Consider the following 22,160-nt stretch of genomic DNA (forward strand, 5'->3'; position numbering starts at 1 on the left):
ATTTTATTGACAAAAATATTAGTTTTTGCTATCATACATCTAATTTAAAGGCTATCTCTGCTGACAAAAATAAAAAAATTATCACTTCACTTAAAGCAACACGCAACAAAATTATGAAAGAATATATCAAAATGCTTAAAAGGAGTGAAAATGCTTAAGAAATTGTATTGTCTACTAATTGCTTTACTATTGTAAAGAGAAGTAAAACGGTGTGTGATTTAAGAAAAACAAAATTAATAGATAAGATAAGTTCACTAGAACTATATAAATATTCAATATTTTTTAGAAATTATATAGAAAATGTAGCAGAAGATTGTCTCAAGAACGGACTTGTTCTTGAGAGCGCTGACCACAATGTTAGCGAGGTTGAACTTGCTAGATTAAAGGTACAGCTTAAGAATGCTCTGCTTAATTGTATTATAAGCTACCGTTTTCATGGGATTGGCTATGTTTTAGTAAAAACCAAAGATACCCTAATAGATCTCGAACAACCCGTTAATATAGAATTACCTATTGGTTTTGAATACCTTGATTATGAATATGTAAGAGATTTGGGAGTTGATTTTGATCATATAACCTATAAAGTAAAATCCAACAATAAGAACAATTCTATAGACGCAGTTAAGATACATAAAAGTCGACTTATCATATATGAAAACTTTGATTATATCTTAAAAAGATATGTTCCTTGTTATACAGAAAGTTTTTTATTAGATATTTATTTATTTGAAAAGATATACGTTGAAATAGAAAGACGTATTGAAAACCACAATTTCTTGTTTTACAAAGATGAATCTTTAGTACAATTACAAGACGCACTCTCTAGCGCAACAACTTCTTTAAGTGCACTTACTCAGAGCAATAATGATAGGGGAAGTGGCATTTTATCTTCTTTTTTGAGAAAACAAAATTCAAACAATCATAGTAAAGATATTTCTAATTTAAGAAATCTTAATAACTCATTAGCACAGGAGCTTGCTAGGCTTAAGAGCAATCTAAATAATGAGGGAATGTTTTATACGGCTACTCCTAGTGCTAGTTTAGAGGTTATTAAATACGACCTTAGTTACTTAAAGGAGGCGTTAGCGTTAATTAAGGCGAAAATTGGGGCTGATACTAAAGAACCCTTAACTAGGAGTTTTAATGAGCAGGCTAAAGGACTAGGAAATGATGGTAAAGGTGATAGGAGTAATTATTACGATTTTTTAAAAGGCGTACAAGAACAGGTTGAGACCTCTTGTAACTTAAAACTTACAAAGTATTTCGGGCTTGATATGAAATTTAATTCGCTGATTATGTTAAGTGAAGAACAAAAAGTAGAAAGAGATATAAAGCTAATTGAGCTTTACAGTAAATATAACCAGCTTATACAGAGTAGTTCCTTTAATAATGAGGAGCTAGCGATGTTAAAAGAGAAATTATTCTCATTTTGAGAAAAGGAGTTAAAAAGTGACTGAGAAAGAAGAAAAAGAAGACTTGCAAGCACAAGATAAAGAAGAACAGCAAATTAAGGCTGATACTAAAGTTATAAGTGCGCAGGAATTTGAAGAGTACATGCGCTTTAAAGAACAAGCAAATAGTAAATCCAAAGAGACAAGTCGAGATTTAAGTATAAATGAGCGAATAACAAAAGAACTTGCAGAAGTTGAAGAGCGGGAGCGCATTGAAAAGCAATTATTACTAGAGGCTGAGCGAATTAATGAAATTGATACACTTGCAAAAGCGCATCTTAGCAACCATTTCAATAAGGAAGTGTTACTTGCAAAAGGATACACACTAAAAGACATTATGCAAGCACAACGCAGAGAACTTGTTCGCAAGTTTGTTCCAATTGAGCAAATTAAAGCTATTGCTAAAGCGTCAGATATTGGTCATATCGATGGGGAGATATTAGAACAACTTGTTTCTTTAGCAAAAGTGAATATTAAATTAAGAAAAAATGCGAGTAGCAATTCTTCTTCTGTTGACTCTATTAAGGGCAATATTGTTGCCAAATCAGAAGAGAGAGCAAGTTTGCTTGATTCTAATTTTGTTCCAATTAATTTTACAGAATTTGTACAAGCGATAAGTAATACTTACAAGCAAAGACGAATTCAATTTTATGAAAATCTAAAAAGACATAAAAGAACAAGTATTGCTTAAAGGAGTTTTTAATGAGTGATATTACAAAAATTAAAGAAGAGTTTAATAAAAAAGTTGCAGAAATTAAAGCATTAATGAAAAATCCCCAACAAGACGCGGGGCTGCTTAGCAATTCTATTGATTTTAGAGACAAAAACCTAATTTTTTCAAATTCTGATGGAGTGTGCACTAGCAGTAAAGACAAAATAGAAAATTATCCTGCTAAAGGATATCCGTACAAGCGTGGAGTTAAGCTTAGTTTTGGCGATGGAACAACAGAACTAGAAGTTGAGGCTGGAGGTGGAGACGATTTATATGGAGTGTGTTCCGATATAGATGAGTTTAGCGGTATGGCAACTGTAATTCCAATTACAAATAACTTTACTGGGTATTTAACGCTTAAGAAAGAAGGACAAAATGGTGTAAATCCAGGAGATAAATTAAATTTTAACCAACATGGGGAACTTGAAAAAACCACGGGGGCTCAAAAGGCTGTTAATGCGATAGCGCTTTCAAAAGCACATAAATTGACAGAAGATTTATTTATAGTGCTTGCTAGTGTATTTGGGAATAGAGCTATTAAAGGGTAATTAAATTATGGATTTAAAAGGTAACGGGCAAGTTGAAAATCTTGACGCTGTTGATAACCCGCAGTTAGATTTAGAGGTAAAAGCTCCTGCTGCTCCTAGGGCTAAACGGCAAGCAAGACAAGCTGAAGATGTGCAAGCAAAAGATCCCTATTTGGATGCAATTAACGAACTTGATGATGTCCTTTTGAAATTCAAAAAACATGTAAAATCGATGAGTTCGATTGAAAATAAGGTTTTTAGCAGTTCAAGCAGTTGTTTTAAATCTAAAAATGAGCGAGCTAATGTTTATACATTTGCATGTTCAAGTTATTCAGACAAAATAGAGGAATACCATTACGACCCAGCAAATAGTTTTCCATACAAGCGTGGCGTTAAGCTTGTTCCAAAAGAGAACTCTATATATGTGGAAGTTGGCGCTGATACTGATATGTATGGGATATGTGTAGATGTATGTGAGTTTAGTTGCACTGCGTATGTATTGCCAATTACGAATAACTTTGAGGGGTACCTTGTTACAAGAAATCCGAGCATAAAAATAGGAGAAATATTGGATATAAATAACAATGGGGTTATTATCAAGGCTGGTGGTGGGCCGCCAACCGTAATTAATGCCTATGCCTTATCTGATTCATTTACAATCAATTTCGCACCTGAAGATGGAAATCAAGATCAAGCTAGATATCCTAAGCAAGAGTATTCTATTAGTTTGATAAAAGTTGCAATTTTTGGCAATAGAAGCCTTGAGAAAATAGTAAATCCTGACGGTGGTTAAGCCTTGGGCGAATAAAAGGAGGTAAATAAATGGGAGATACAACGCAATTAGTAAAAGAGTATCAAGAAAAGAGAAGTAAACTTGAAAAGTTCATGAAAAATCCACAACATGATGCTAGTTTGCTTAACAATTCTATTGAATTTAGAGACAAAAACGTGCAATTTTTTGCTTCTGGAGGCACTAGAACTAGTAAGTTTGACAAATTAGAAAATCATCCATTTTCTGGGTATCCATACAAGCGTGGAGTAAAAAGGGTTATTCAAGAGGTACAAGAAAATCAAATTCACTATGAGCCACATGTTGAGGCTGGAGGTGGTGAAGACTTATATGGAATATGCATTGATATAGATGAATTTAGTAAAACAGCTACTATTGTCCCCATTACCAATAATTTTGAGGGCTATTTAGTAGCAAAAGATTCTACAGTTAAAGCAAAAGACAAGCTTGCTTTTAATAAAGACGGTGTCCTTGAAAAGGTTACTGGAGCGCCAAATAAAGCAACTATTAATGCAATAGCATTGACTGATGCGAAACAAATTAGCAATGAAGTTTATTTGGTAAAAGTAGCGGTATTTGGAAATAAAGCTATAAGTAGAAATTAATAAAATTTGGGAGGATTTAATATGGAATTATTTGATGAAAATTATTATGCAAAAGCTGTGGCAAATATCATAGGAGAAGTTAAAGATCCTATTATGTATAAATGGTTTTCACCTGATCAAATTGAAGATGTTGATCTACAAATGGGATATCAAAAAACGGTAAAATGGGACGCGTTTTTAAATGCTAATCCTACAACAATTGCCAATGAGGTTAATACTATCTCAACTATTGGTTTTAGTTCTGAAGTGGTAAGACTTAATTATTTAAAATTACAATACAAATTCAGACATTTAAAGCAGACGTCTGAGAAATTTTATACTTCGGACTCATATATTGGGGACATTAATAATAATTTACTGCCCTTTGCTCAAGCTTATAAACTTGCAAGTAGTGAAATTATTAAACTTATAAATCACTTTGTACTAACGGGTACCGTTTCGATTCAAAAAGATGGAAAAAATCAAAAACGCCTACTTCCTAATATGTATGGACTACTTAATATGCCTGAGCAGATAAAAGAAGAAGTTGCTAGTGGTGATAAAGATAAAATGGATAAAATCTTTGAAAAGATTGAGGCGGGACTTTCAAAGTTAGAATTAGGAGATGAATTTTCCACTCCTATGATGGTAATAGTTGACCCAGCAACTTCACTTAAACTCGTAAAACCATACGCAGCAGGACAGGGTGCAGCAAGTAGCTGTGAAAAATGGGAAGATGTTTTAATTCAGACTATTAAGGCTATTAATAATAGAGAAGATGTTTATATTGAAACTTCAAACTTGCTAAAACATAAAATACTCATTTATCCACTAAATTCTGAGCTTATTAAATTTAAGCCTAGCAAGTATATGCTACCCACACCGAATGAACAAGTTGATAAAGACTCAACTGATATTGCTCATTCATACATTGATTTTGTTTTAGGCGGTCTACTTGCTACTAGAAAAACTATTTTGCAAGTTAACATAAAGCAAAGTTAAAAGTATAAGGTAAGTGAAAATGAGTGAACAAGAAAACTTACAAGCACAAGCTGAGGGAGAAGAAGAACTTTTAGTGACAAAACTTCATTCAGAAGTGTTATTGCTATTAGGAATAGACCAATTTGCACTAAGTAGGCAAAATTTTCTACTTCATTTATCCTTACTACAAGCTATTCTAGTAACACGCGGCATTGATGCCAGTTCACTTACATATGAACAAATATTTTTACTTACTTTCTACCACATGGGTTGTCAATTAAGAAAACAGGGAGTTGTTCGAGAATTTGAATTTGATAGGATCAAAAAAGAAAAATTCAATGAACTTGAACTTGATTATTATCCTAGTAGTAGTGGGGGCGAAGAAGGCGGTGAGGGGGGTTGTGGATCAAATAAGAATTTTTGTTCACAACTTGATGCATTTTTAGAAAAACTAAAAAGAGAAACTTCAACGCCATCTTGTGTGGGGGTTGTCTAATGAATGGTGTTAGAAAAAGACTTTCAGATCTGTCCTTTCGCATGATCAACGTATTTAAGGACCCGCAACCCTTAAAGTTTTATAAAGGCACTATTGTAAAGCTTGAAAATGACTCTTCTTATCAGAGAGTATTTGATAAAAATAAGTACACTGAATTCGCAGGAGTTATTATTGACATACGGCCACAAGAACTTGCAATGCTTTATGACTCTGATATGTCTGATATTCAAGGGTATTCTAAACTTTACACATATCAAGACCTTAACTATGAGCTTAAAGACCGAATATCAATTGCAGATTTAGTTTACTTTGAAATATTTAGTATTGACTCTTCAATTGGATATTTTACTTTGGTTTTAAAGGAATTTATATGGACAAGCTAGAATTTAAAATGGAATTAGAAATTGGGTGGTTTGGTGGTCGTGCGGGTATTGCTAAAATGCATGAAAAAGGGAGTAGCAATTTACCAGCAAGAAAACATTTAACCAAAATTGCTAGTAGCTCTGAGTTTAGAGAATATATCAATAATAGCTATATAAATTCTAAGTTTAATCTTGACCCTAAATCGGGAATGGAGGCTATTGGACAAGCTTTTGTCAGGTACTATGAAAATTATCTACTATCAGCACAAGTCACTCCAGCCTTAAAGGCCAATACAATCAAAAGCAAGTTTAAAAGGGGTAGTAACACTGCAGCAATTCCACTTGTTGATACAGCCAAAATGTTATCAGAGATTACTTATAAGGTAACAGTTGAATGATTTTCACTTTAAATATGGTATTAAATCATTTAACCCAAATATTTAAAGGGTTTAAGGCGTATGCAACTGAAAATAATTTTGAGTGCGATATCATAAATACCTACAATCATCCATATCTTTCAAAAATCACAGCTGCTAGCTCAAATATAATAGCATTGAAATTTGATGGCACAGAAAATCTATTTGATCATAATTCTAGAGCCGGTGCATTTTATGAAAATGCTTTGGAATTTAGTGTAAATTTTCAAGTATATATTATTGCAATAGTGTTAAACGCTCAAGATTTTGACGCTAATTCGCGTATGTTGATACTTTATAGTATGCTTAGTGACTTTCTACATAATAAAGCCCATAAGTATACTTTAGAAAGTCAATCTCAACCCGAATATATTAGCCAAATCAACCTTTATATTTATCCAATATCTAATATGCAAACAGTTGGGCTTATTAATTTAGGCACAAAATATAGCAACCATGCATACAGTGCATCTATAGCATTCAATGCTAGTGTAAAAGCAATTGAAATTTTAAAGGAGGAATACAAAATTGCCGCAAGATACAATTAGTGTAAGTTTTATTGACTCTAGGATCCAAGCTAGTAGGCCTAATTATTACAATCCACTCTTGGTTTACAAAACAGCTAAAATCAAAGTTAACAAAGATGCTGCTAGCTATAAAATATTGAATTTAACCGTTAATAATTATGAAAAACAAATTGAAGCTTTGGAAAAAGATAATGGAAATGGACAAGATCAGTTTGGAAAAGAAAAAACACTACTAAAAACTGCACTGTCAAATTTTTTCAATTCAAGCGAAGAGTCATTAAAATCAGCCGATCTTTTCATTTATAAGGATAAGCCTGAAGAGCTAAAAAATTATCTTAAAATACATAGGCATTCTTTTGTTGTACTTATTAACACTGAAGGCGATGCGTCAGATGATGGGCTTAAAATTTACAAAGATGACTATGCTAAGTTCAAAATGCCTTCAACTTTTTTTGTATTCTCAACTAAAGAACAAGAAATAAAAGAACTATTTAAAGATAAAGGCAATACTGAAAAAGAAAGAAATATTGCTGTTTACAGTAATAATAAAGACAATTTACACCTCAAATTTATAAGTCAATATTTACATCAGGCTAGTATTTTTCATGCTGTAAATCCTTATGGCATGCCGCTGGCTGCTACACCACTTGTTGATGATACTGTAATTGGAAAGTTGCGAACTGCAAAAATCAACTTTTATTCTCTTCTTAATGAAACTGGTCTTGATGGTATGCCTGCCTTTAAAGAGGGCGTTGATCTTGCTGGAAGTTCAATAGACGAGCTTTTCACTTATTATTATATAAAAAATGAAGCGATTATTGAGCTTATCAGAATTTGGAATAAAAACAATAGACAAAACAGCAAACTATCTGCACTACAACTTAGTGGTGCTAGAGACAATGCATATACTTCAGCAATTGAATGTCTTCTTAAAAGGTTTGTCGACAGGGGATTGATTATAGAGTATAAAAACTTAAACCTTACCCTTTCTCCTACACCACAACTTAAATTAGAACTTAGTGTGAATATTACTTATAACTTTAGCATTAATGCTGTTGCTTTAGTAATCACTACTCAAGATATAGTTGATTATCAAAACAGCTTAAGTGCTTAAAAGGGGGGCTAAAATGCAATTTTATGATTTAAGAGAAGTTTATTTTTCAATTGGTGGTACACAGCTACATAGTGGCAAACTAGAGCTTACAAGCGAACCTACAACAAGAGCAGTAATTAGTAGTGAAGATAAAGGTATGCCTGTAATAAGCTTAAGAGATCCCAAAACGATAACTTATGTTTTTAACATTGAAGTGACATTAGGTAGTCATGACTACATTTTGTTAACTGAACTTTCTGATGAACAGTTTTACAACATGGATGTGAGAAAAGAGGATAAAATGCTTGATTTAGCATTCAATGATAGAATTGCTACCAAAATTATTTCTAACTATGCAATTTTTACTGAAGAGCCTTCAAGAAGTTATTCTGCTGAGGCCGAAAAAGTATCTTTTGAAATTAGGGCTATTAATTGCCAAAAAACTAAACCAAACAACACTTAAAAGGAGAGTCTTATTGTGATAATGAGATATAAAATGAAAATTTTAACTAAAAATAAAACCTATGAATATCCACTGAGAGTACTTCCGGTCTATGAATGGGATAGAGTACTCGGATTTAATCAAAGTGACGCTGTTTTAAAGCTTAATGAGGTTAAATATTTAAGAGAAATTACAAACTTAATGATAAGTCCAAAATTTTTAGACGAATTCTATTTGATTTTGGATCAAAATAGAGAATTTATTTCTTATTATAAAGACTATCTTGTTGCAATAATTTACACCGCACAATTTAATACTTTTCATTTAGACAATGATCTAAAAACCCCCGCTTTGGTATATCTAAGTGAGTATGAAAATAATGTTGGTGATTTTGTTACTTTTGACTATATAAATGAAAATTTTGATTATGAAAAAGTAGCCACTTCGCTTTCATCAAGTACATCAAATTCTAATGAGCTGGTTGCTAAATGAGCAAAAGAGATAGAGATATTGATAAAGCTATTGCAAGTCTTAATGAGACTAGAAAAAAATATTTTAACTTGCTTGACGAGATTAAGAACGACAAATATTATTTTCCAGTAATTATGAATATTTGCTCATACGACTCGGTAAAGAAATTGCCTTATGACGAGCTTTTAGAGGTCAATAGACTTGCTGAGATTAAATTAGAAAAAGAATTGTATGAATTAATTTTAAGCAAGTGAGGGCTTAGTGAGCGACAAATTCACCATTAAATTTAAAGGGATTCTTGATCATGCTGCAACAAAAAAGGCCATTGAACAAGATATTTCTAAAATGGAAAAATATCTTAAACCCAGAAACTCCAGTTTGGGAAGCACTAAAGATATTGTAAAAAATAATTTGTCGGACAAGAAAAAAGAACTTAGCAGACAATCTAAATTTGAAAGCTTAAGAGAACGTGTTGAAAAATACAGACTTACACAAACTAAAAAACTTATAAAACAGGGAATGGGGTTTGAGAAAGCTAGAAAAGAGGCTTTCAGAAGATCTTTAATGTCTGATAAAGACAAAAGGCGTCTTGAATATAAAGAGCTTGCAAAAGAATCAAAGGCAAAAAGCAAGATGCTAGCGACCTCTCAAGGAAAAGGACTTGTTGCCAAAATTGCAATAGGCAGCGCTCTTGGAAATGTCATTGGCAATGCCATGAGTAAAGTTGGGGGCGGCCTTTTGGGGTTTGCTAAAAAAGCGGTTGAAGAAGACACAAAAACTAAAAGAACACAACTTCTCAATAGTGCATTTTTTACAGATAACGAACGAGATATGATTGTGGGAAATAAAGACAAGAAGACTAAGGGAATTCTTGACGGAATGAAAGGTTTTGAGCGCGATTTAGAAAAAGAAGAGTTCTTAAATCAAGCAAGTGTCTTTAAGGGTACTTTAAGGGATTTAGATATGTTAAATTCAACTAATTTGAAAAACGCAGTAGAATTTGCAGCCATGCTTAAATCCAGTGGTGCTATGAGTAGCGAAGATGCAGTAAAGGCTGTTAAGAGTGTCCTTGGGGGTGATGGAAGTGAGCTTTTTGAGCTACTAAAAAACTCAAAGGTTGGCTACAAATACATAGAAGATGCCAAAATGGCCTGGCAAAGCGGGGCTGAAGTAGATCTAGAGTCTAGAATTACCAAGATGATGGAAATGTTCAAGGATTTTAAATCTTTTGGCCTTACAGGAAAAGCCAATAGTGCTGAGAGTATTCAAAGTAATTTGGCCGAAGCTGAGCAAACTCTTTCAAATATGACCACTACTGTTTTGGAACCATTGCTTGATCTCATTAAGAAAATTACTGCATACTTTAAAGACTTTACTTTTAAAACACACATTATTGATCCCATACTTAAAGGATTTAGAAAAATGTTACACAATGCCGCGCCACGGTGGTTTGCTGATCCTGACCTGGATCCCCCTCCCCCTCCCAAAAACAATGCTGGTGGACCTTCTGGATCTAATCCTGAGGATAATGCTAACAACACACCATAATTTTGATAAAAGAGAATTCTTATGAAAATTAACAGAAAAATTACTAACAAGGCAATTAACAAAATTAATATTAAAAATGAAAATATTATCAATAATAATCTTGAAAAGAAAAAATTTGAAGAAAAAATCAAGGATATTGAAAAGAAAGAATTCAGGGAGATTACTCGAATAATAAGAGATGTAATAACCCAAATATTTGCTCTTTTCGGAGCAGATAATTTTTTAGTGTTATTCCCAAGAATGGATTTAAAAGGGTTTGGATATGTTCCCCAATTGTTTTTTGTAAAACCAAAAACCGAACTCATAACACGCACTTTCAATACTAGTTATTCTAAAAGACCGGTCATCAATTATTATGATAGAAAAGCGGAATATGTAAGCTACAATCCAGTAATGACTGGTGAACATATATCATTAAACGGTGGAATACTAACATCCTTATATAAGGATATGCTTTCTTTACTTAAAATGACTGTTTTTGGCAATACCATGCTACGTTTTGATGTGCATCTTGCAAAAGAACAACTAGCAAATAGAATACAAGCTCAAGTTCCTTTTAGTATCTACAGTCCAACTTTTGGCCTAAAAGAATTGGCTGTAATTACAAGTCTTTCGTTTAAGGACACTCCTTTCATTGATGAAGTCGAAGTTAGTTTATCAATAGAAATAGTAAAAACATTTGCATTGGAAAAATATAAAGGATAAAAAATGCTGTTACTACAATATGATTTTAAAATTGAGTTCTACAATGTAGATACATCAAAAAAATCATCTGATGGAATTCCTTTTGCCGAAGAAATTCCTAAAATTATCATCAATACACAAGATGGAATTCATATTGATATTTCCATATCCAATGTGTATTCAAATATTCATACTATAAGTTCCAAACAAGCAAAAGTTGTACTTTGGAATCTTCCCTTAGACTTCACCGACGACATTAAATTTGGAGATATAGTAAAAATATATTATAAGAAATTTGCTCATGAAAAAAATTTTGATTTCATAATGGCGGGAACTTTAGGCCCCCCTATGAGCACTGATTATCCCGGTGGAGATTTTAGTGTAGACCTTGATGTTCGGTTATTAACTAAAAGCAACTTCTTCAATCGCAAATTGGCAGGCAAAGAGGGCAAAAACTTTAAAGGCAAGACGGTACAAGAAGCAATAGAATCCGTATTTCCCAATCGCAATATCCTTAATATGGACGAAAAAGATAGTCTTAAAATCATTGACAAAGATATTTATGCCACAACACCAAAAGAGTTTATTGACAAAATAAAAGGAACATATGTTCATAACGTAATAGCCGATATTGGGACTGGTTTACGGGGATATGAATGCTATCTGATATTTACTAATTATCTAAAAAAGGGGGAAAATGTCCACTACGAGGCATTAGAAGACTATGGGCTTGAATTCATACCACAACAAGAAATTACTTTGGGCACAACACTCAAAAAAAATCTTATATTTTGGAACGCAAAAACATTTTTCACACATAAGTTAAATGTTGGAGATAAAGTCTCATTTATTGATGGACTAGGGAAAATGATAAAAACCACTATAAAAGAAACAAGTGCAAGGCTTAGCAATACAGGAGAGTGTTCATTAATATTAAAGTTAGAAGATGATTCTAATACAAAACGTAAAAAATAAAGGGGGCTAGAATTAGAATGAATGAAGACTATGAAATTTACAGAATGAATCAACGCCTTTATGGCCAGGCATTGGCTCAAGAAGACGTTAAAAATTGGATTTATTCAAACATTTTCATAATTAAAATTGGTACTGTAAAGGAGTTTAAACAACAAACTCAAGAAGCTATTGTTACAATACCCGAATTTGAAGATTTAGAAATTCACACAAAAAATATCTCTAATATCAGTTTAGAACTATCAAAAGGTGATAACGTTTTACTACTTCAATCAAGCGTTAATATTTTTGATAAAAATAACGATATCCACTTTGACAAACATCATTTTTATATACTTAGTGCAATTAGCCCAAAGACTTTAAATCTAATCTCTGATACTGTTAAAATTAAAGCAAACAATAACATTGAAATAGCTAACCAAACAACTAGCTTAAAAACAATTCTCAAAAATATTGTGAGTGCTATTGAGGGGTTGAAAATCGTAATAGATCCAAACACCAAAGCCCCCACAATAGACCAGATCACCTTAATCCCGACAACTGCTAAAATTAATTCTGATATTAATAGTTTGTTTAAGTAATTTTTGCTAATTATGGTATAATTAATAGTATGGATTTAAGATTAGGCAATAATTTTGAATTGGTATTTAATAACGATTTATCACTTGTTGATGGAATTGAAGAACAAAAACAAAGATTTTTGATATTTTTAAAAACCTTAAGGGGTAGTTTAAGCTATGCTCCTCATTGGGGACTGGACTATTTCTTGCTTTTAAAACTGTTAAAAATTAACAATCTTCACGCTGTAAAAAATTATTTTCACGAAATATCTAAAGAACTTAACCTAGATTTAATAAACATCTCAACTACTATACAAGACAATAAAGCACACATATCCTTTTTTTTCTCAGGCGATGTTTTGAATATGGAGTTTAATTTATGAGCATAGTTTTTGATTCTGATTTTGGCATTTTAAAACGTACAATTAAGGATATTGTAAGATCGAAAAGAGAATATTTGCGTGTAAATTATGGGATTAATATTGATGATAACCAAAGCTCAATTTATAACATTATTGCGTCTTCTTTAGCATTAATTGAAGAAGAAATAATTAATGAGCTTAATCTCTTTTTTTCTAAAATGAAACCGGGTGGCACTTATTGGGCTGCTATTGAAGAACACATTTCTTCTAAAAGCACAACTTACAGTGCGGTTCGCAATGCTTTACTTAATCTTGATGGGATTGAGTACACTAATATTAAAAGTGCAGCTGGTAAAGCCAATATATATCTAATTCTAAAGGAAACTTTACTAGATAATAGTAAATCTAATATTAACAGTCCTGAATTTAAAGCAAAACTTTGGGAAACATTATATCTAACAACCCCTAGTGGTACTTTACTTGAGGGAGACATAGAAATTGATGGCCTCAATTCAACTGGTCAACGCAAATCCTACAAAATATCACTAGGAAAAAGAAAATATGTTTACATGAAAGTAAAGTATAAACTTGACCTTAAAAACTACCTCTACTTAAACATAGATTCTCAAATTAGAGATATATATTCTAGGATTATTTCAAATAACTATTCTGATATGGGAATTAGCTTTGAATATCAAGACTTTTTTGCTCCAGTTAATGAAGTTAAAGGAATTAAGTTTATGGAAATAAGTGCTTGTATTAAAGATGCAGACACTGAGAGTATTGCAAAAATTACTGATAGCGATTTTAAAAAAAATCAAGATATTTCTATTACTGATGATACAATGCTACTTTTCAATACTACAGATCGATTGCTTATTGATATGGATAGTTAACAAATATGAAAATATCTAATTTATTTAATGGCACTGAGATTCATAAATTTATACGTACAGAAACAGAATATGCACAAGCACTACTTAATGAGCTTAAGACTCTTAATTCCAACTTCATATCCATTAATGCAATAGAAAATATAAAATCAAGATATATTGCAATATGGATATCTCAAGTTTTATCTATCTTTTATGCAAAAACTCAAACTTTACAAAGTATTACAAGCAATATTAATAGCGTTATTTTTGCTTTACGGCATATTGGTACTGATGAGTCATTTAGACTGATTTTCAAGACCTTTTTAAATGTGGACATTGAAGTTACTACTCCTGAAGCTGGGGTTATTGATATCTCTTTAAAAGGGGTAATAAAAACAAACTTTACTACCTTTATTTCGCCTAGCACTAAAAAAGGGAAACGTCTTAAAAAGATATTACTTAGAGAAAAGAAACCGGGATATGCTGCATCGAAAAAAGCTTTAGTATTTAACTCACTTCCTAAAGGATATGATCATTCAATTTATGCTTTTATTAAGAGAATTATTCCTATTGGTAGAGTTCTCAAAATTAATAATACAGATGGTAACAATATTATAACTTTTAACAACTAAGGAGGTTTTATGGCTGATGATCAAGAAAAATTACTGATTGATGAAGAAGAAATAGTTCAAATAAAAGATTTAAATAAGGTTACGACCGTTAACAATACTGATCTTTTACTGCTTGATGATGGAGCTGCAAGCAGCAATGCTATCACCTTTAAAAACTTCTTAAAAACCGTTAATCACCAAACATTTAAAGGCGAAGAGCTAGGCTATTTTAAAGAGATAATTAAGTCTACAATCGCTACTGAACTTGTAGCTGATAAAGATTTTATAAAAAGCATTTACGATTTAATCGTTGACAAGCTAATTGAGAATGAATCTAGTAAACTTTCAAATCTTTATGGAAAAATAAGATCTTCCCTTGAAAGTGGCATATCATCTACCACTCTATCTAAAGATGACTATCTTTTAACACTTCGTCTTTTCGGCACTATTCAAAAAACACCCGTTCCTAAACAACTGCTTGGCTTACCATCTGAGTATCTTCCTATCGGCAATAAAACTTCAGGTACTGCCTTCTATCCGCATGAATACAAGGGTAAAAGAACGATTATTAATATGGACGATTACGGCGATGTAACTCTTTATTGTAATAAAAGTAGTGACGATGATCCAGTTTACCTTGATATTGATATTGACATAAAACACCAGAGCAATGGGAGGAAATCATTACATGTACGGTATTCCGATGAAAGTCAAAAAAACCTAGTTTATCTACATCAGGGCTCCTCTTCAGTATCTATTCGAGTTCCTATGTACAAAGGATGGTATATACAAAAAAGAGTCCACATATCAGGAAATCCGGTCCCATATTTTTGCAAATTATAAAATTTTTAGCAAAAATTATGGTTTTGATATATAATATACATATAAAACTAAAAAAATTAAAATGAAGGATTAAAAAATGGATAGTATTAAAATAACCGAACTTCTTATCAATTTAAATGAAATTAAACTTATAGCCGTAATGATTTTTGTAACAGTACTGGTTTTAGGAGTGTTAATTCTTCTTAAGCCTTTATTAAAAGACATTTTGACTATTGTAATAGGCAAGCTTTTTAAGAATGGCAATGGGAATGGCAAAAATCACATTAAAAAAAGAGATTAACTTATGAAATTATCTAAAGATAATGTTGAGCTTGGACTTACGTCTTTATCAACCCTTATTGATATATTTTCTAAATTTGAAGATGAATTTGATGAAATTGCACATAAAGGATTCTTTTTGCTTTATGAGCTGTATTCTCATTATAAATTAATCTATACAGCAAATATGGAAAGACTTGAGAGTGCATTAACCCCAACAATAAATAAAGCACTCGCTCCATTAAATGAAAAAATCAATCAATGCATTGATTTAGTTAATTCTAATGAAAAAAATCTCAAAATATCTAATGATCTGAAATTCAATCGGGAAGGAACCCCTATCTATAAGGAAAGACCAAATAATGCAAAATAACACTATTGGTTTGGGGCTTAATTTACTATCCAGCTTAACTAATATAGCTAAAACTGATACAAACATAGATCATAATTACATCAATACTTTTAGTAAAGTAATAGACTTTTTCTACAAAACATATATAAGCACACTAAAATCTATGGAAACAGCTGCGTCAATGAAAATATTGAAGAAATACAAGACATTTTAAAATACAATATTGAGATAATAGTGTTGTACTACTATTGCCAACCTACCAGAAGAGCCAAAACCTCCAATTATTCAAACACTAAAATATTTAGCCAAATATGAAACACAACTTTCAGAGTATGTTATGTACCTTGTAACATTTTTAGCTAAAACAAAGGTTAAAGTTAATGATCCAAATTATCCAGAATATCCTTATCCAGACTTATCAACATTAAAAGACGAACACTCTATACCTGCGGTAAGACATAATATAAACATATATTTAGAGTACATTAAAAAAACAAAACCAATAGCGGAAAAAGTATATAATAAATATTCCCAATTAAAAATGTAAATTACAAAAAGGTTTTTCTTGCAAGAAATTCTCCTTTACATATAAAAATCTCTAAAGCCAATCAATCTAAAATAGTGTATAATATAGTTTAAGGGAAAATATTATGGAAACATTGTCAACAAGCGTTAGCGGTATTAGTCAAGAACAAATATATAGAGAATTTATTAGACTGGGTATGGAACAATTAATAGCACAAGATTTATCTAAAAGATATTATCACAATGAGCTAACATATAGAGATTTAGAAAATTTAGAAAAACAATTTGATATAAAATTTGATAATCTTGTTTCTGAAATTTCTTACGTAGAAAAAAATTTGCAAAAAGATATATCTAATTTAGATACTAAGATTGATAATGTAGAGAAGAATTTAAATGCCAAAATAGATACTGTAGAGAAGAATTTAAATGCCAAAATAGATACTGTAGAAAAGAATTTGCAAAAAGACATATCTAATTTAGATACTAAGATTGATAGTGTTAAAAATGAACTTAATACTAAGATAGATACTGTAGAGAAGAATTTAAATGCCAAAATAGACAATGTGGAAAAGAATTTAAATTTAAAAATAGATGGTTTGAATATCAAAATAGACAATGTGGAAAAGAATTTAATGTCTCTTTCAGAAATGCTTAAATGGGTATTGGGAATTATGGGAGCAATGTCTATCACAATGATAGCGGGGCTAATATTTGCTTTCATTTCTAAATAGCTACTACCTCACTTAAAACATATCAATTCAAATAATAATTGTTTATCCAATATTTAGTATTAATACTTAGTTAAGTGAATATTAATAATAAAAAAAGGAGTAACAATGAAAATCATCAACATATTATTTTGTTTATTTTTACTAATGCTAAACGGCTGTAATTCTAATGATAATGACACTTTAAAAAACAATGCCCAACAAACAAAAAGCCGGAGAAAGCGTGATTTAACCCAAAAAGAAATAACACAAGAAAAACCTAAATCTAAAGAAGAACTACTTAGAGAAAAGCTCTCTAATGATCAAAAAACACACCTTGACTGGTTAAAAACTGCTCTAACTAAAGACGGAGAATTTGATAAATTTTTAGGATATGATGAAGACAAAATAAAAACAGCACTTGATCATATAAAAAGTGAACTTGATAAATGCAATGGGAAAGAAAATGTAGATGATCAGAAAAATACTTTTAAACAAGTAGTTCAAGGTGCCCTTAATGGGGGTATAGATGGCTTTGGAGCAAACAATGCGGTTAGTAACTGCAACAATGGTGGTTCCTAATATCTAGCAGCCCCCAAATAGGGGGCTTTAATATTGCTATGCTGCAAATATCTCATCAAACCGTTCGTATTCTTTTAAGATACTAAAGAATATTAATGGACTAGGACCATAAGCAGTCCTCTTAAACGACACAAACTTTTCAAAATCTTGCAAATCCTTTAATCTATTGTTTTTCTTGAAATATTCTTTTATAATCTCCGCCCAATAGTTTACTCTCTTAAAATCACTATTTTTCTCAAAATACGAGATTAAATCAGCTTCAATTTTCTTGATATCATCAAAATTATTGGGGGCTATATTCTGGATAAAGCTTATTTTTTGAATAATTAAGTTTATATTATCTTTTGTTGTAGGGCTATTTACCCAATCTTTTATATTAGACAATGCCTCTTTAAAAATACTGTAATAATAAAGCCTATCTTTTTTTTGTTCTTGCTTAATATCTCTTTTCTGGTTTTGAATAGTGTTATTTTTTTGAATTTGATTAATCTCTTGTTTTTGTTCCCTTTTTTGTTCTTGCTTTTGATTAACACTAGCTTGTTTGTTAGGCATAGAATTTGCGTTTTCATAATTATTGTAAATAGGTGCTGCATCAGTATCCACTTCACTTTTTATATGAAGACATGCAACTAAAGCATACCTTTTGAAATAAGTAATAGCTGAGCCAACCAGTTGTGGTACTGTATTTACAATATTTTTAGACCCGCTTTCATTGTTCCATTGTAAGTTTTCTGTAAGCATTGGTGTATCAAAAGAAAATTCATATCCAGTGCTTGTACTGTAAAATGTGGTCCTAATAACATGCTCCTTTTGACCATCTATAAATTTAGATATTGGATATTGCTCAAAATCAAGCTCCAAATTGTGCTTATCAATAACGTTTTCAATTTCTTCTACTATTTCATTGAAATTCTGATATTTATATCCATATCCTTTAAGACTTTTGTCAATCCCTGGTAAATTCATTTTTAGGATTTTCATATCTTTTCTGAAGCTTATTTTTGCTTGAATATTATTTTGTATTTCTTGATTATTATTGTTTGACATGTTTGTCATATTTTTACTCCTTCAATTTTGATTATTAATCATTATATAGCAAAAACTATTTTTGCCAACTTCTTTACAAAAATTTTTTATAAAAAGTGCGGGCTTAGCTAAATTCTCTTTCTAAAGAACTTAGTTAAGCCCATATCGTCATTTTTGCAAACTATCAAAATTAAAGGTAGGTAAAAACACGAAAATATTTTCCTACACTGTTTGTAGTGTAGCCCAATTTAGAATTAAAATCAATTTGTATTTTTACTAAATTACAAAAAGCGTATTAATTTAACAAAATTAATAATTAAAATTTTATATTTTTTCTTGAAAAGCATTTACTTTTAAATCAAAATCTTGCATTATAATAGTAATTATTAATAATCAAAATTGAAGGAGTAAAAAATGAAAGGTTTTTTAACCACCAAAAAAGGGCCAACTTGCCACAACAAACACCAATACAAATTAATATCTCTTACTTCAACACTAGATTTTCTAAACAAAAAAAATAAAAAATACACACAACAAAACATACTCTACTACTTTAATGAAAATCTAAAAAGAAATGACCTGGCTCCCACTACTTTAAGAACAATGCAAAATTATCTTTACAAATTAGAAAAAGTATTAAAAGTTACAACTAACTACTACCAACATATGGGTGTAAATTGTGGGACTGAAATTTACTATAAGCTAAAGTATCCTAAAAAAGAATGTTACCAGAAAATCAACAAGTACTTTAAAGAGCGAAAAAACTCTAGATTTAAATCTAGAGTTAATGCCCATTTTAAAGATAATATTTCTAAAAATGGTAGTGTAAATTCAATGGGGTGTTTAAGTAATAAAAATAATATAAAAGAAGAAAGAAAGATTAACCAAATAGAAAAATATCAACTAAGAAATTATTTCAATAATTGTAACTTTAAAACGGAAGAAGCTCTTTCTATTTTGGATTTAAGTACTGATAAAGATACGAAGATTGAAGCAATGAATATCTTAAAACAAAATGAAATTGCCCTAATAAAAAAATTCAATATAAAAAAATCTTACATGGAAGAAAAACAAAAAAAATTAAAAGAAATTCTATACAACACTAGGAAAGAATTCGAAGAAAACGGGTACAATCCCAAACAATTAGAAATAAATTTGCAAAAAGTATACGAAATTTATAAATTCAAGCCCCATTTTATTATTGAAAATCATAAATATAGCGATTTAAACAACATAAAACGCAAATTGGAAAAGTCAATTGAAAGAAAAAAAGAAAATTCTCAGCAAAATTATCAAAATTTAAAGGCAAACATTTTCAATATCCTTATTGAACGACTAAAAAAAGAAATAAATATTGAAGTTCTAAAGCCCATTATAAAAGAATATTTGAATAACCAAAAGAAAATAGAATACAATAAAGTATTTGGTACATATTATCTTGAATTATTAGAAATTATAAAAAATCAAAAAAATTCTTTAACTGTAGAAGAATTTAACATAAAGGTCGTATGAGGATTTAAATATGGAAAATGCACCAGAACCTATTGAAACTATAAAAAAAGGCAAATGTAAAGTTGAATGTCAAAATAAAGAACGCTTTATTTTGATTGAAAAAGAAAATGGTAAAGCAATGTACCATACCAAAATAATGATGGATATTTATAAATTTGGAGTTTGCGAGAAAAAACATGAATTTAGATTGTCATTGAGGGCCCTATTTAATGGAGAAAGAATTGTTGAAGAAACTCACTTGTATCCAATTAAAGAAGGAGATAAGTTCATTGGCATTTTTTATGGCTATAGAAAACCAATTAAAAAACCTTTAATAAAGTATCAAATAAATGGAACTAGAAAGGCATATGCATTAGCAAGGGCATATTATATGGAATTTAGATTTAAAGCCGGGAGTGTTTTTTGCTATTTCAAGGGATTATATCGTTTACTGGATAAAAAAAGAACAAATAATCACTACAACAAAGTTCTATTTAGTATGTTTACAGATTTAGAACAACAAGTATATAAATTTTATGAGAAAAAATACCCAGAGCAAGGACCGTTAATAAAATGGATAATAAAAAACCTAAAATAATAACAATTGCGTCAATCAAGGGTGGTGTTGGCAAAAGCACAAGTGCAATAATTTTGGCGACTTTATTATCAAAAAAGAATAAAATTCTTTTAATTGATATGGATACTCAAGCATCCATCACTAGTTATTTTTACGAAAAAATAGAAAAATTAGGCGTTAATTTTACTAAATTTAATATTTATGAGATTTTAAAAGAAAATGTAGATATCGATAGCACCATTATAAATGTAGATAATAATTTTGATCTTATACCTAGCTATCTTACGCTACATAATTTTAGTGAAGATAAAATTGAACATAAAGATTTTTTGTTAAAAACCAGCCTAGGAACTTTGTATTATAAGTATGACTATATAGTAATTGATACAAATCCCAGTTTAGATGTTACGTTAAAAAATGCACTTTTATGTAGTGATTATGTAATAATTCCAATGACGGCTGAAAAGTGGGCAGTGGAAAGTTTAGATTTATTTAATTTCTTTGTAAGAAAATTAAATTTATTTTTACCTATATTTTTAATAATAACAAGATTTAAAAAAAATAGAACGCATAAAAAATTATTTGAAATGTTAAAAACAAAGGATAGATTTTTAGGAATAATATCTGAAAGAGAAGACTTAAATAGACGAATAGCAGAAAATAATAATTTTGATTTAAATAAAGATTATATAAAAGAGTATGAAAATATTTTAGAAATTTTTTTTAAAAAAATATAAAGTCTAATAATTAGACAGTTTAATATAAAAGGAGTTTAAATTGGATATTAAGGTTAATAAAAGAGATTTAAGTGATAATGAAAATTATATCGTTACTGATAGTGTATTAAATCATTATAATTCTTTAAAAGAAAAATTAAAAATTAATTCTAAAAAAGAAATCTATTGTAAGTTAGAAACTTTAAAAATTTTAAAAGAAATTAAAGACAATCATTATTATAGGTTTGATGGGTATAAAAGTTTTGAAGCTTTTTCTAAAGATTATAGACTTGCAAGAGCACAGGTTTATAATTACTTAAAAATTGCTAATGCAATAGAAGATGGGATTATACAAGAAGAATTTCTAATAAAAAATGGTATACTAGAAACGTTAATTATATTAAGAAATAAAGAGAGCAAAACAATAAAAAAGTCAAAACAAAATCCGATAAAACCCCTAAGATTTCAACTTAAAAAACAAGAAAGTTATGATTTCTATAAAAACCATTCTAAATTCACAGCGTTTATTTTGGAAGAACTTCTTGAAAATCAAAAGGATTTTCTTAATAAACTTTTAAAAAAATATAAAGAATTAAAAGGATAATAAAGGGGATTT

Annotated in this window: 32 protein-coding genes and 2 pseudogenes; 33 read left to right on the top strand and 1 reads right to left on the bottom strand. The window is 30.2% G+C overall.

Translation table 11 applies throughout. The features are described 5' to 3' along the window. Nucleotides 1-47: 47 nt before the first annotated feature. From QIA22_RS05600 to QIA22_RS05740, 29 genes and pseudogenes are all read left to right on the top strand, one after another. Nucleotides 48-158 (top strand): annotated as a pseudogene (locus tag QIA22_RS05600) (BlyB family putative holin accessory protein); the annotation flags it as partial. Between the two features lie 51 nt (nt 159-209). Next, a complete protein-coding gene (locus tag QIA22_RS05605; RefSeq protein ID WP_367611785.1) occupies nt 210-1,433 on the top strand; it encodes a phage portal protein in 1,224 nt (407 codons plus the stop codon). 16 nt (nt 1,434-1,449) lie between these two features. Beyond that, nucleotides 1,450-2,142, top strand: coding sequence for a DUF1357 domain-containing protein (locus QIA22_RS05610; RefSeq protein WP_367611787.1), 693 nt, complete (start codon nt 1,450-1,452; stop codon nt 2,140-2,142). A gap of 11 nt (nt 2,143-2,153) precedes the next feature. Then, nucleotides 2,154-2,711 carry a DUF228 domain-containing protein gene (locus tag QIA22_RS05615; RefSeq protein WP_367611789.1) on the top strand — a complete coding sequence of 186 codons (558 nt, stop codon included), beginning with the start codon at nt 2,154-2,156 and terminating at the stop codon, nt 2,709-2,711. Between the two features lie 7 nt (nt 2,712-2,718). Next, entirely contained in the window at nt 2,719-3,483 is a 765-nt protein-coding gene (locus tag QIA22_RS05620) for a DUF228 domain-containing protein (RefSeq protein WP_367611791.1), read from the top strand. Between the two features lie 29 nt (nt 3,484-3,512). Beyond that, nucleotides 3,513-4,085, top strand: a complete 573-nt coding sequence (locus tag QIA22_RS05625; RefSeq protein ID WP_367611793.1) for a DUF228 domain-containing protein — start codon at nt 3,513-3,515, stop codon at nt 4,083-4,085. A gap of 21 nt (nt 4,086-4,106) precedes the next feature. Further along, nucleotides 4,107-5,066: a hypothetical protein gene (locus tag QIA22_RS05630; RefSeq protein ID WP_367611795.1), complete on the top strand. Its 960-nt coding sequence runs from the start codon at nt 4,107-4,109 to the stop codon at nt 5,064-5,066. A gap of 19 nt (nt 5,067-5,085) precedes the next feature. Continuing rightward, nucleotides 5,086-5,541 (top strand): DUF3890 domain-containing protein, encoded by a 456-nt coding sequence (locus QIA22_RS05635; protein ID WP_367611797.1) that lies wholly within the window; start codon nt 5,086-5,088, stop codon nt 5,539-5,541. Beyond that, nucleotides 5,541-5,924, top strand: coding sequence for a DUF1506 family protein (locus QIA22_RS05640; RefSeq protein ID WP_367611799.1), 384 nt, complete (start codon nt 5,541-5,543; stop codon nt 5,922-5,924). Before QIA22_RS05635 ends, QIA22_RS05640 begins: the two co-directional genes overlap by 1 nt. Beyond that, nucleotides 5,912-6,301, top strand: coding sequence for a hypothetical protein (locus QIA22_RS05645; RefSeq protein WP_367611801.1), 390 nt, complete (start codon nt 5,912-5,914; stop codon nt 6,299-6,301). The genes QIA22_RS05640 and QIA22_RS05645 overlap by 13 nt, the downstream gene beginning before the upstream one ends. Further along, a complete protein-coding gene (locus QIA22_RS05650) occupies nt 6,298-6,867 on the top strand; it encodes a DUF764 family protein (protein WP_367611803.1) in 570 nt (189 codons plus the stop codon). Before QIA22_RS05645 ends, QIA22_RS05650 begins: the two co-directional genes overlap by 4 nt. Continuing rightward, nucleotides 6,848-7,960 (top strand): DUF787 family protein, encoded by a 1,113-nt coding sequence (locus QIA22_RS05655; protein WP_367611805.1) that lies wholly within the window; start codon nt 6,848-6,850, stop codon nt 7,958-7,960. The genes QIA22_RS05650 and QIA22_RS05655 overlap by 20 nt, the downstream gene beginning before the upstream one ends. Before the next feature lie 13 nt (nt 7,961-7,973). After that, nucleotides 7,974-8,402 (top strand): DUF1463 domain-containing protein, encoded by a 429-nt coding sequence (locus QIA22_RS05660; protein ID WP_010256310.1) that lies wholly within the window; start codon nt 7,974-7,976, stop codon nt 8,400-8,402. 15 nt (nt 8,403-8,417) lie between these two features. Beyond that, entirely contained in the window at nt 8,418-8,873 is a 456-nt protein-coding gene (locus tag QIA22_RS05665) for a DUF1473 family protein (protein ID WP_367611807.1), read from the top strand. Continuing rightward, the gene (locus QIA22_RS05670; RefSeq protein ID WP_367611809.1) at nt 8,870-9,106 is read left to right on the top strand and encodes a DUF1322 family protein; all 237 of its coding nucleotides are present in this window, start codon (nt 8,870-8,872) and stop codon (nt 9,104-9,106) included. The genes QIA22_RS05665 and QIA22_RS05670 overlap by 4 nt, the downstream gene beginning before the upstream one ends. A gap of 7 nt (nt 9,107-9,113) precedes the next feature. After that, entirely contained in the window at nt 9,114-10,400 is a 1,287-nt protein-coding gene (locus QIA22_RS05675) for a DUF759 family protein (RefSeq protein ID WP_367611811.1), read from the top strand. Nucleotides 10,401-10,421: 21 nt separating this feature from the next. Then, on the top strand, nt 10,422-11,105 hold the full coding sequence (locus tag QIA22_RS05680; RefSeq protein ID WP_367611813.1) for a DUF792 family protein: 684 nt from the start codon (nt 10,422-10,424) through the stop codon (nt 11,103-11,105). A 3-nt stretch (nt 11,106-11,108) separates the two neighbouring features. Continuing rightward, complete coding sequence (locus tag QIA22_RS05685) at nt 11,109-12,059, top strand: DUF693 family protein (RefSeq protein WP_367611815.1); 951 nt, start codon at nt 11,109-11,111, stop codon at nt 12,057-12,059. A 17-nt stretch (nt 12,060-12,076) separates the two neighbouring features. After that, nucleotides 12,077-12,637, top strand: a complete 561-nt coding sequence (locus tag QIA22_RS05690) for a DUF777 family protein (RefSeq protein WP_367611817.1) — start codon at nt 12,077-12,079, stop codon at nt 12,635-12,637. A 29-nt stretch (nt 12,638-12,666) separates the two neighbouring features. Further along, nucleotides 12,667-12,999, top strand: a complete 333-nt coding sequence (locus QIA22_RS05695; RefSeq protein WP_010883875.1) for a DUF2634 domain-containing protein — start codon at nt 12,667-12,669, stop codon at nt 12,997-12,999. Next, nucleotides 12,996-13,874: a DUF276 domain-containing protein gene (locus tag QIA22_RS05700; protein WP_367611819.1), complete on the top strand. Its 879-nt coding sequence runs from the start codon at nt 12,996-12,998 to the stop codon at nt 13,872-13,874. Before QIA22_RS05695 ends, QIA22_RS05700 begins: the two co-directional genes overlap by 4 nt. A 5-nt stretch (nt 13,875-13,879) precedes the next feature. Further along, the gene (locus tag QIA22_RS05705; RefSeq protein WP_367611821.1) at nt 13,880-14,485 is read left to right on the top strand and encodes a DUF735 family protein; all 606 of its coding nucleotides are present in this window, start codon (nt 13,880-13,882) and stop codon (nt 14,483-14,485) included. 9 nt (nt 14,486-14,494) lie between these two features. Continuing rightward, nucleotides 14,495-15,307, top strand: coding sequence for a DUF685 domain-containing protein (locus QIA22_RS05710; protein WP_367611823.1), 813 nt, complete (start codon nt 14,495-14,497; stop codon nt 15,305-15,307). Between the two features lie 76 nt (nt 15,308-15,383). Next, nucleotides 15,384-15,587, top strand: a complete 204-nt coding sequence (gene blyA / locus QIA22_RS05715; RefSeq protein ID WP_367611753.1) for a holin BlyA — start codon at nt 15,384-15,386, stop codon at nt 15,585-15,587. 3 nt (nt 15,588-15,590) lie between these two features. After that, nucleotides 15,591-15,938, top strand: a complete 348-nt coding sequence (locus QIA22_RS05720; RefSeq protein WP_367611755.1) for a BlyB family putative holin accessory protein — start codon at nt 15,591-15,593, stop codon at nt 15,936-15,938. After that, a pseudogene (locus QIA22_RS05725) lies at nt 15,928-16,232 on the top strand (BlyB family putative holin accessory protein). Before QIA22_RS05720 ends, QIA22_RS05725 begins: the two are co-directional and overlap by 11 nt. Next, a complete protein-coding gene (locus QIA22_RS05730) occupies nt 16,165-16,464 on the top strand; it encodes a BBA14 family lipoprotein (RefSeq protein ID WP_418456890.1) in 300 nt (99 codons plus the stop codon). Before QIA22_RS05725 ends, QIA22_RS05730 begins: the two are co-directional and overlap by 68 nt. 103 nt (nt 16,465-16,567) lie before the next feature. Further along, the gene (gene bdr, locus QIA22_RS05735; RefSeq protein WP_367611761.1) at nt 16,568-17,176 is read left to right on the top strand and encodes a Bdr family repetitive protein; all 609 of its coding nucleotides are present in this window, start codon (nt 16,568-16,570) and stop codon (nt 17,174-17,176) included. 105 nt (nt 17,177-17,281) lie between these two features. Continuing rightward, nucleotides 17,282-17,734 carry an Mlp family lipoprotein gene (locus tag QIA22_RS05740; protein WP_367611763.1) on the top strand — a complete coding sequence of 151 codons (453 nt, stop codon included), beginning with the start codon at nt 17,282-17,284 and terminating at the stop codon, nt 17,732-17,734. Between the two features lie 36 nt (nt 17,735-17,770). Here the strand turns inward: QIA22_RS05740 and QIA22_RS05745 are convergent, their stop codons facing one another. Continuing rightward, a complete protein-coding gene (locus QIA22_RS05745; protein ID WP_367611765.1) occupies nt 17,771-18,790 on the bottom strand; it encodes an ERF family protein in 1,020 nt (339 codons plus the stop codon). Nucleotides 18,791-19,174: 384 nt separating this feature from the next. Here QIA22_RS05745 and QIA22_RS05750 point away from each other — a divergent pair, with 384 nt between their 5' ends. From QIA22_RS05750 to QIA22_RS05765, 4 genes are read left to right on the top strand one after another with little or no spacing between them, the layout of a single operon-like run. Beyond that, nucleotides 19,175-20,272 (top strand): plasmid maintenance protein, encoded by a 1,098-nt coding sequence (locus tag QIA22_RS05750; protein WP_367611767.1) that lies wholly within the window; start codon nt 19,175-19,177, stop codon nt 20,270-20,272. 10 nt (nt 20,273-20,282) lie between these two features. Then, nucleotides 20,283-20,849, top strand: a complete 567-nt coding sequence (locus tag QIA22_RS05755; protein WP_367611769.1) for a DUF226 domain-containing protein — start codon at nt 20,283-20,285, stop codon at nt 20,847-20,849. Next, the gene (locus QIA22_RS05760) at nt 20,825-21,565 is read left to right on the top strand and encodes a ParA family protein (protein WP_367611771.1); all 741 of its coding nucleotides are present in this window, start codon (nt 20,825-20,827) and stop codon (nt 21,563-21,565) included. Before QIA22_RS05755 ends, QIA22_RS05760 begins: the two co-directional genes overlap by 25 nt. A 40-nt stretch (nt 21,566-21,605) precedes the next feature. Beyond that, entirely contained in the window at nt 21,606-22,148 is a 543-nt protein-coding gene (locus QIA22_RS05765; RefSeq protein WP_367611773.1) for a chromosome replication/partitioning protein, read from the top strand. Nucleotides 22,149-22,160: the final 12 nt, after the last annotated feature.

This window comes from Borreliella kurtenbachii (assembly GCF_030437945.2).
In the GTDB taxonomy this organism is placed as follows: Bacteria; Spirochaetota; Spirochaetia; order Borreliales; family Borreliaceae; genus Borreliella; species Borreliella carolinensis.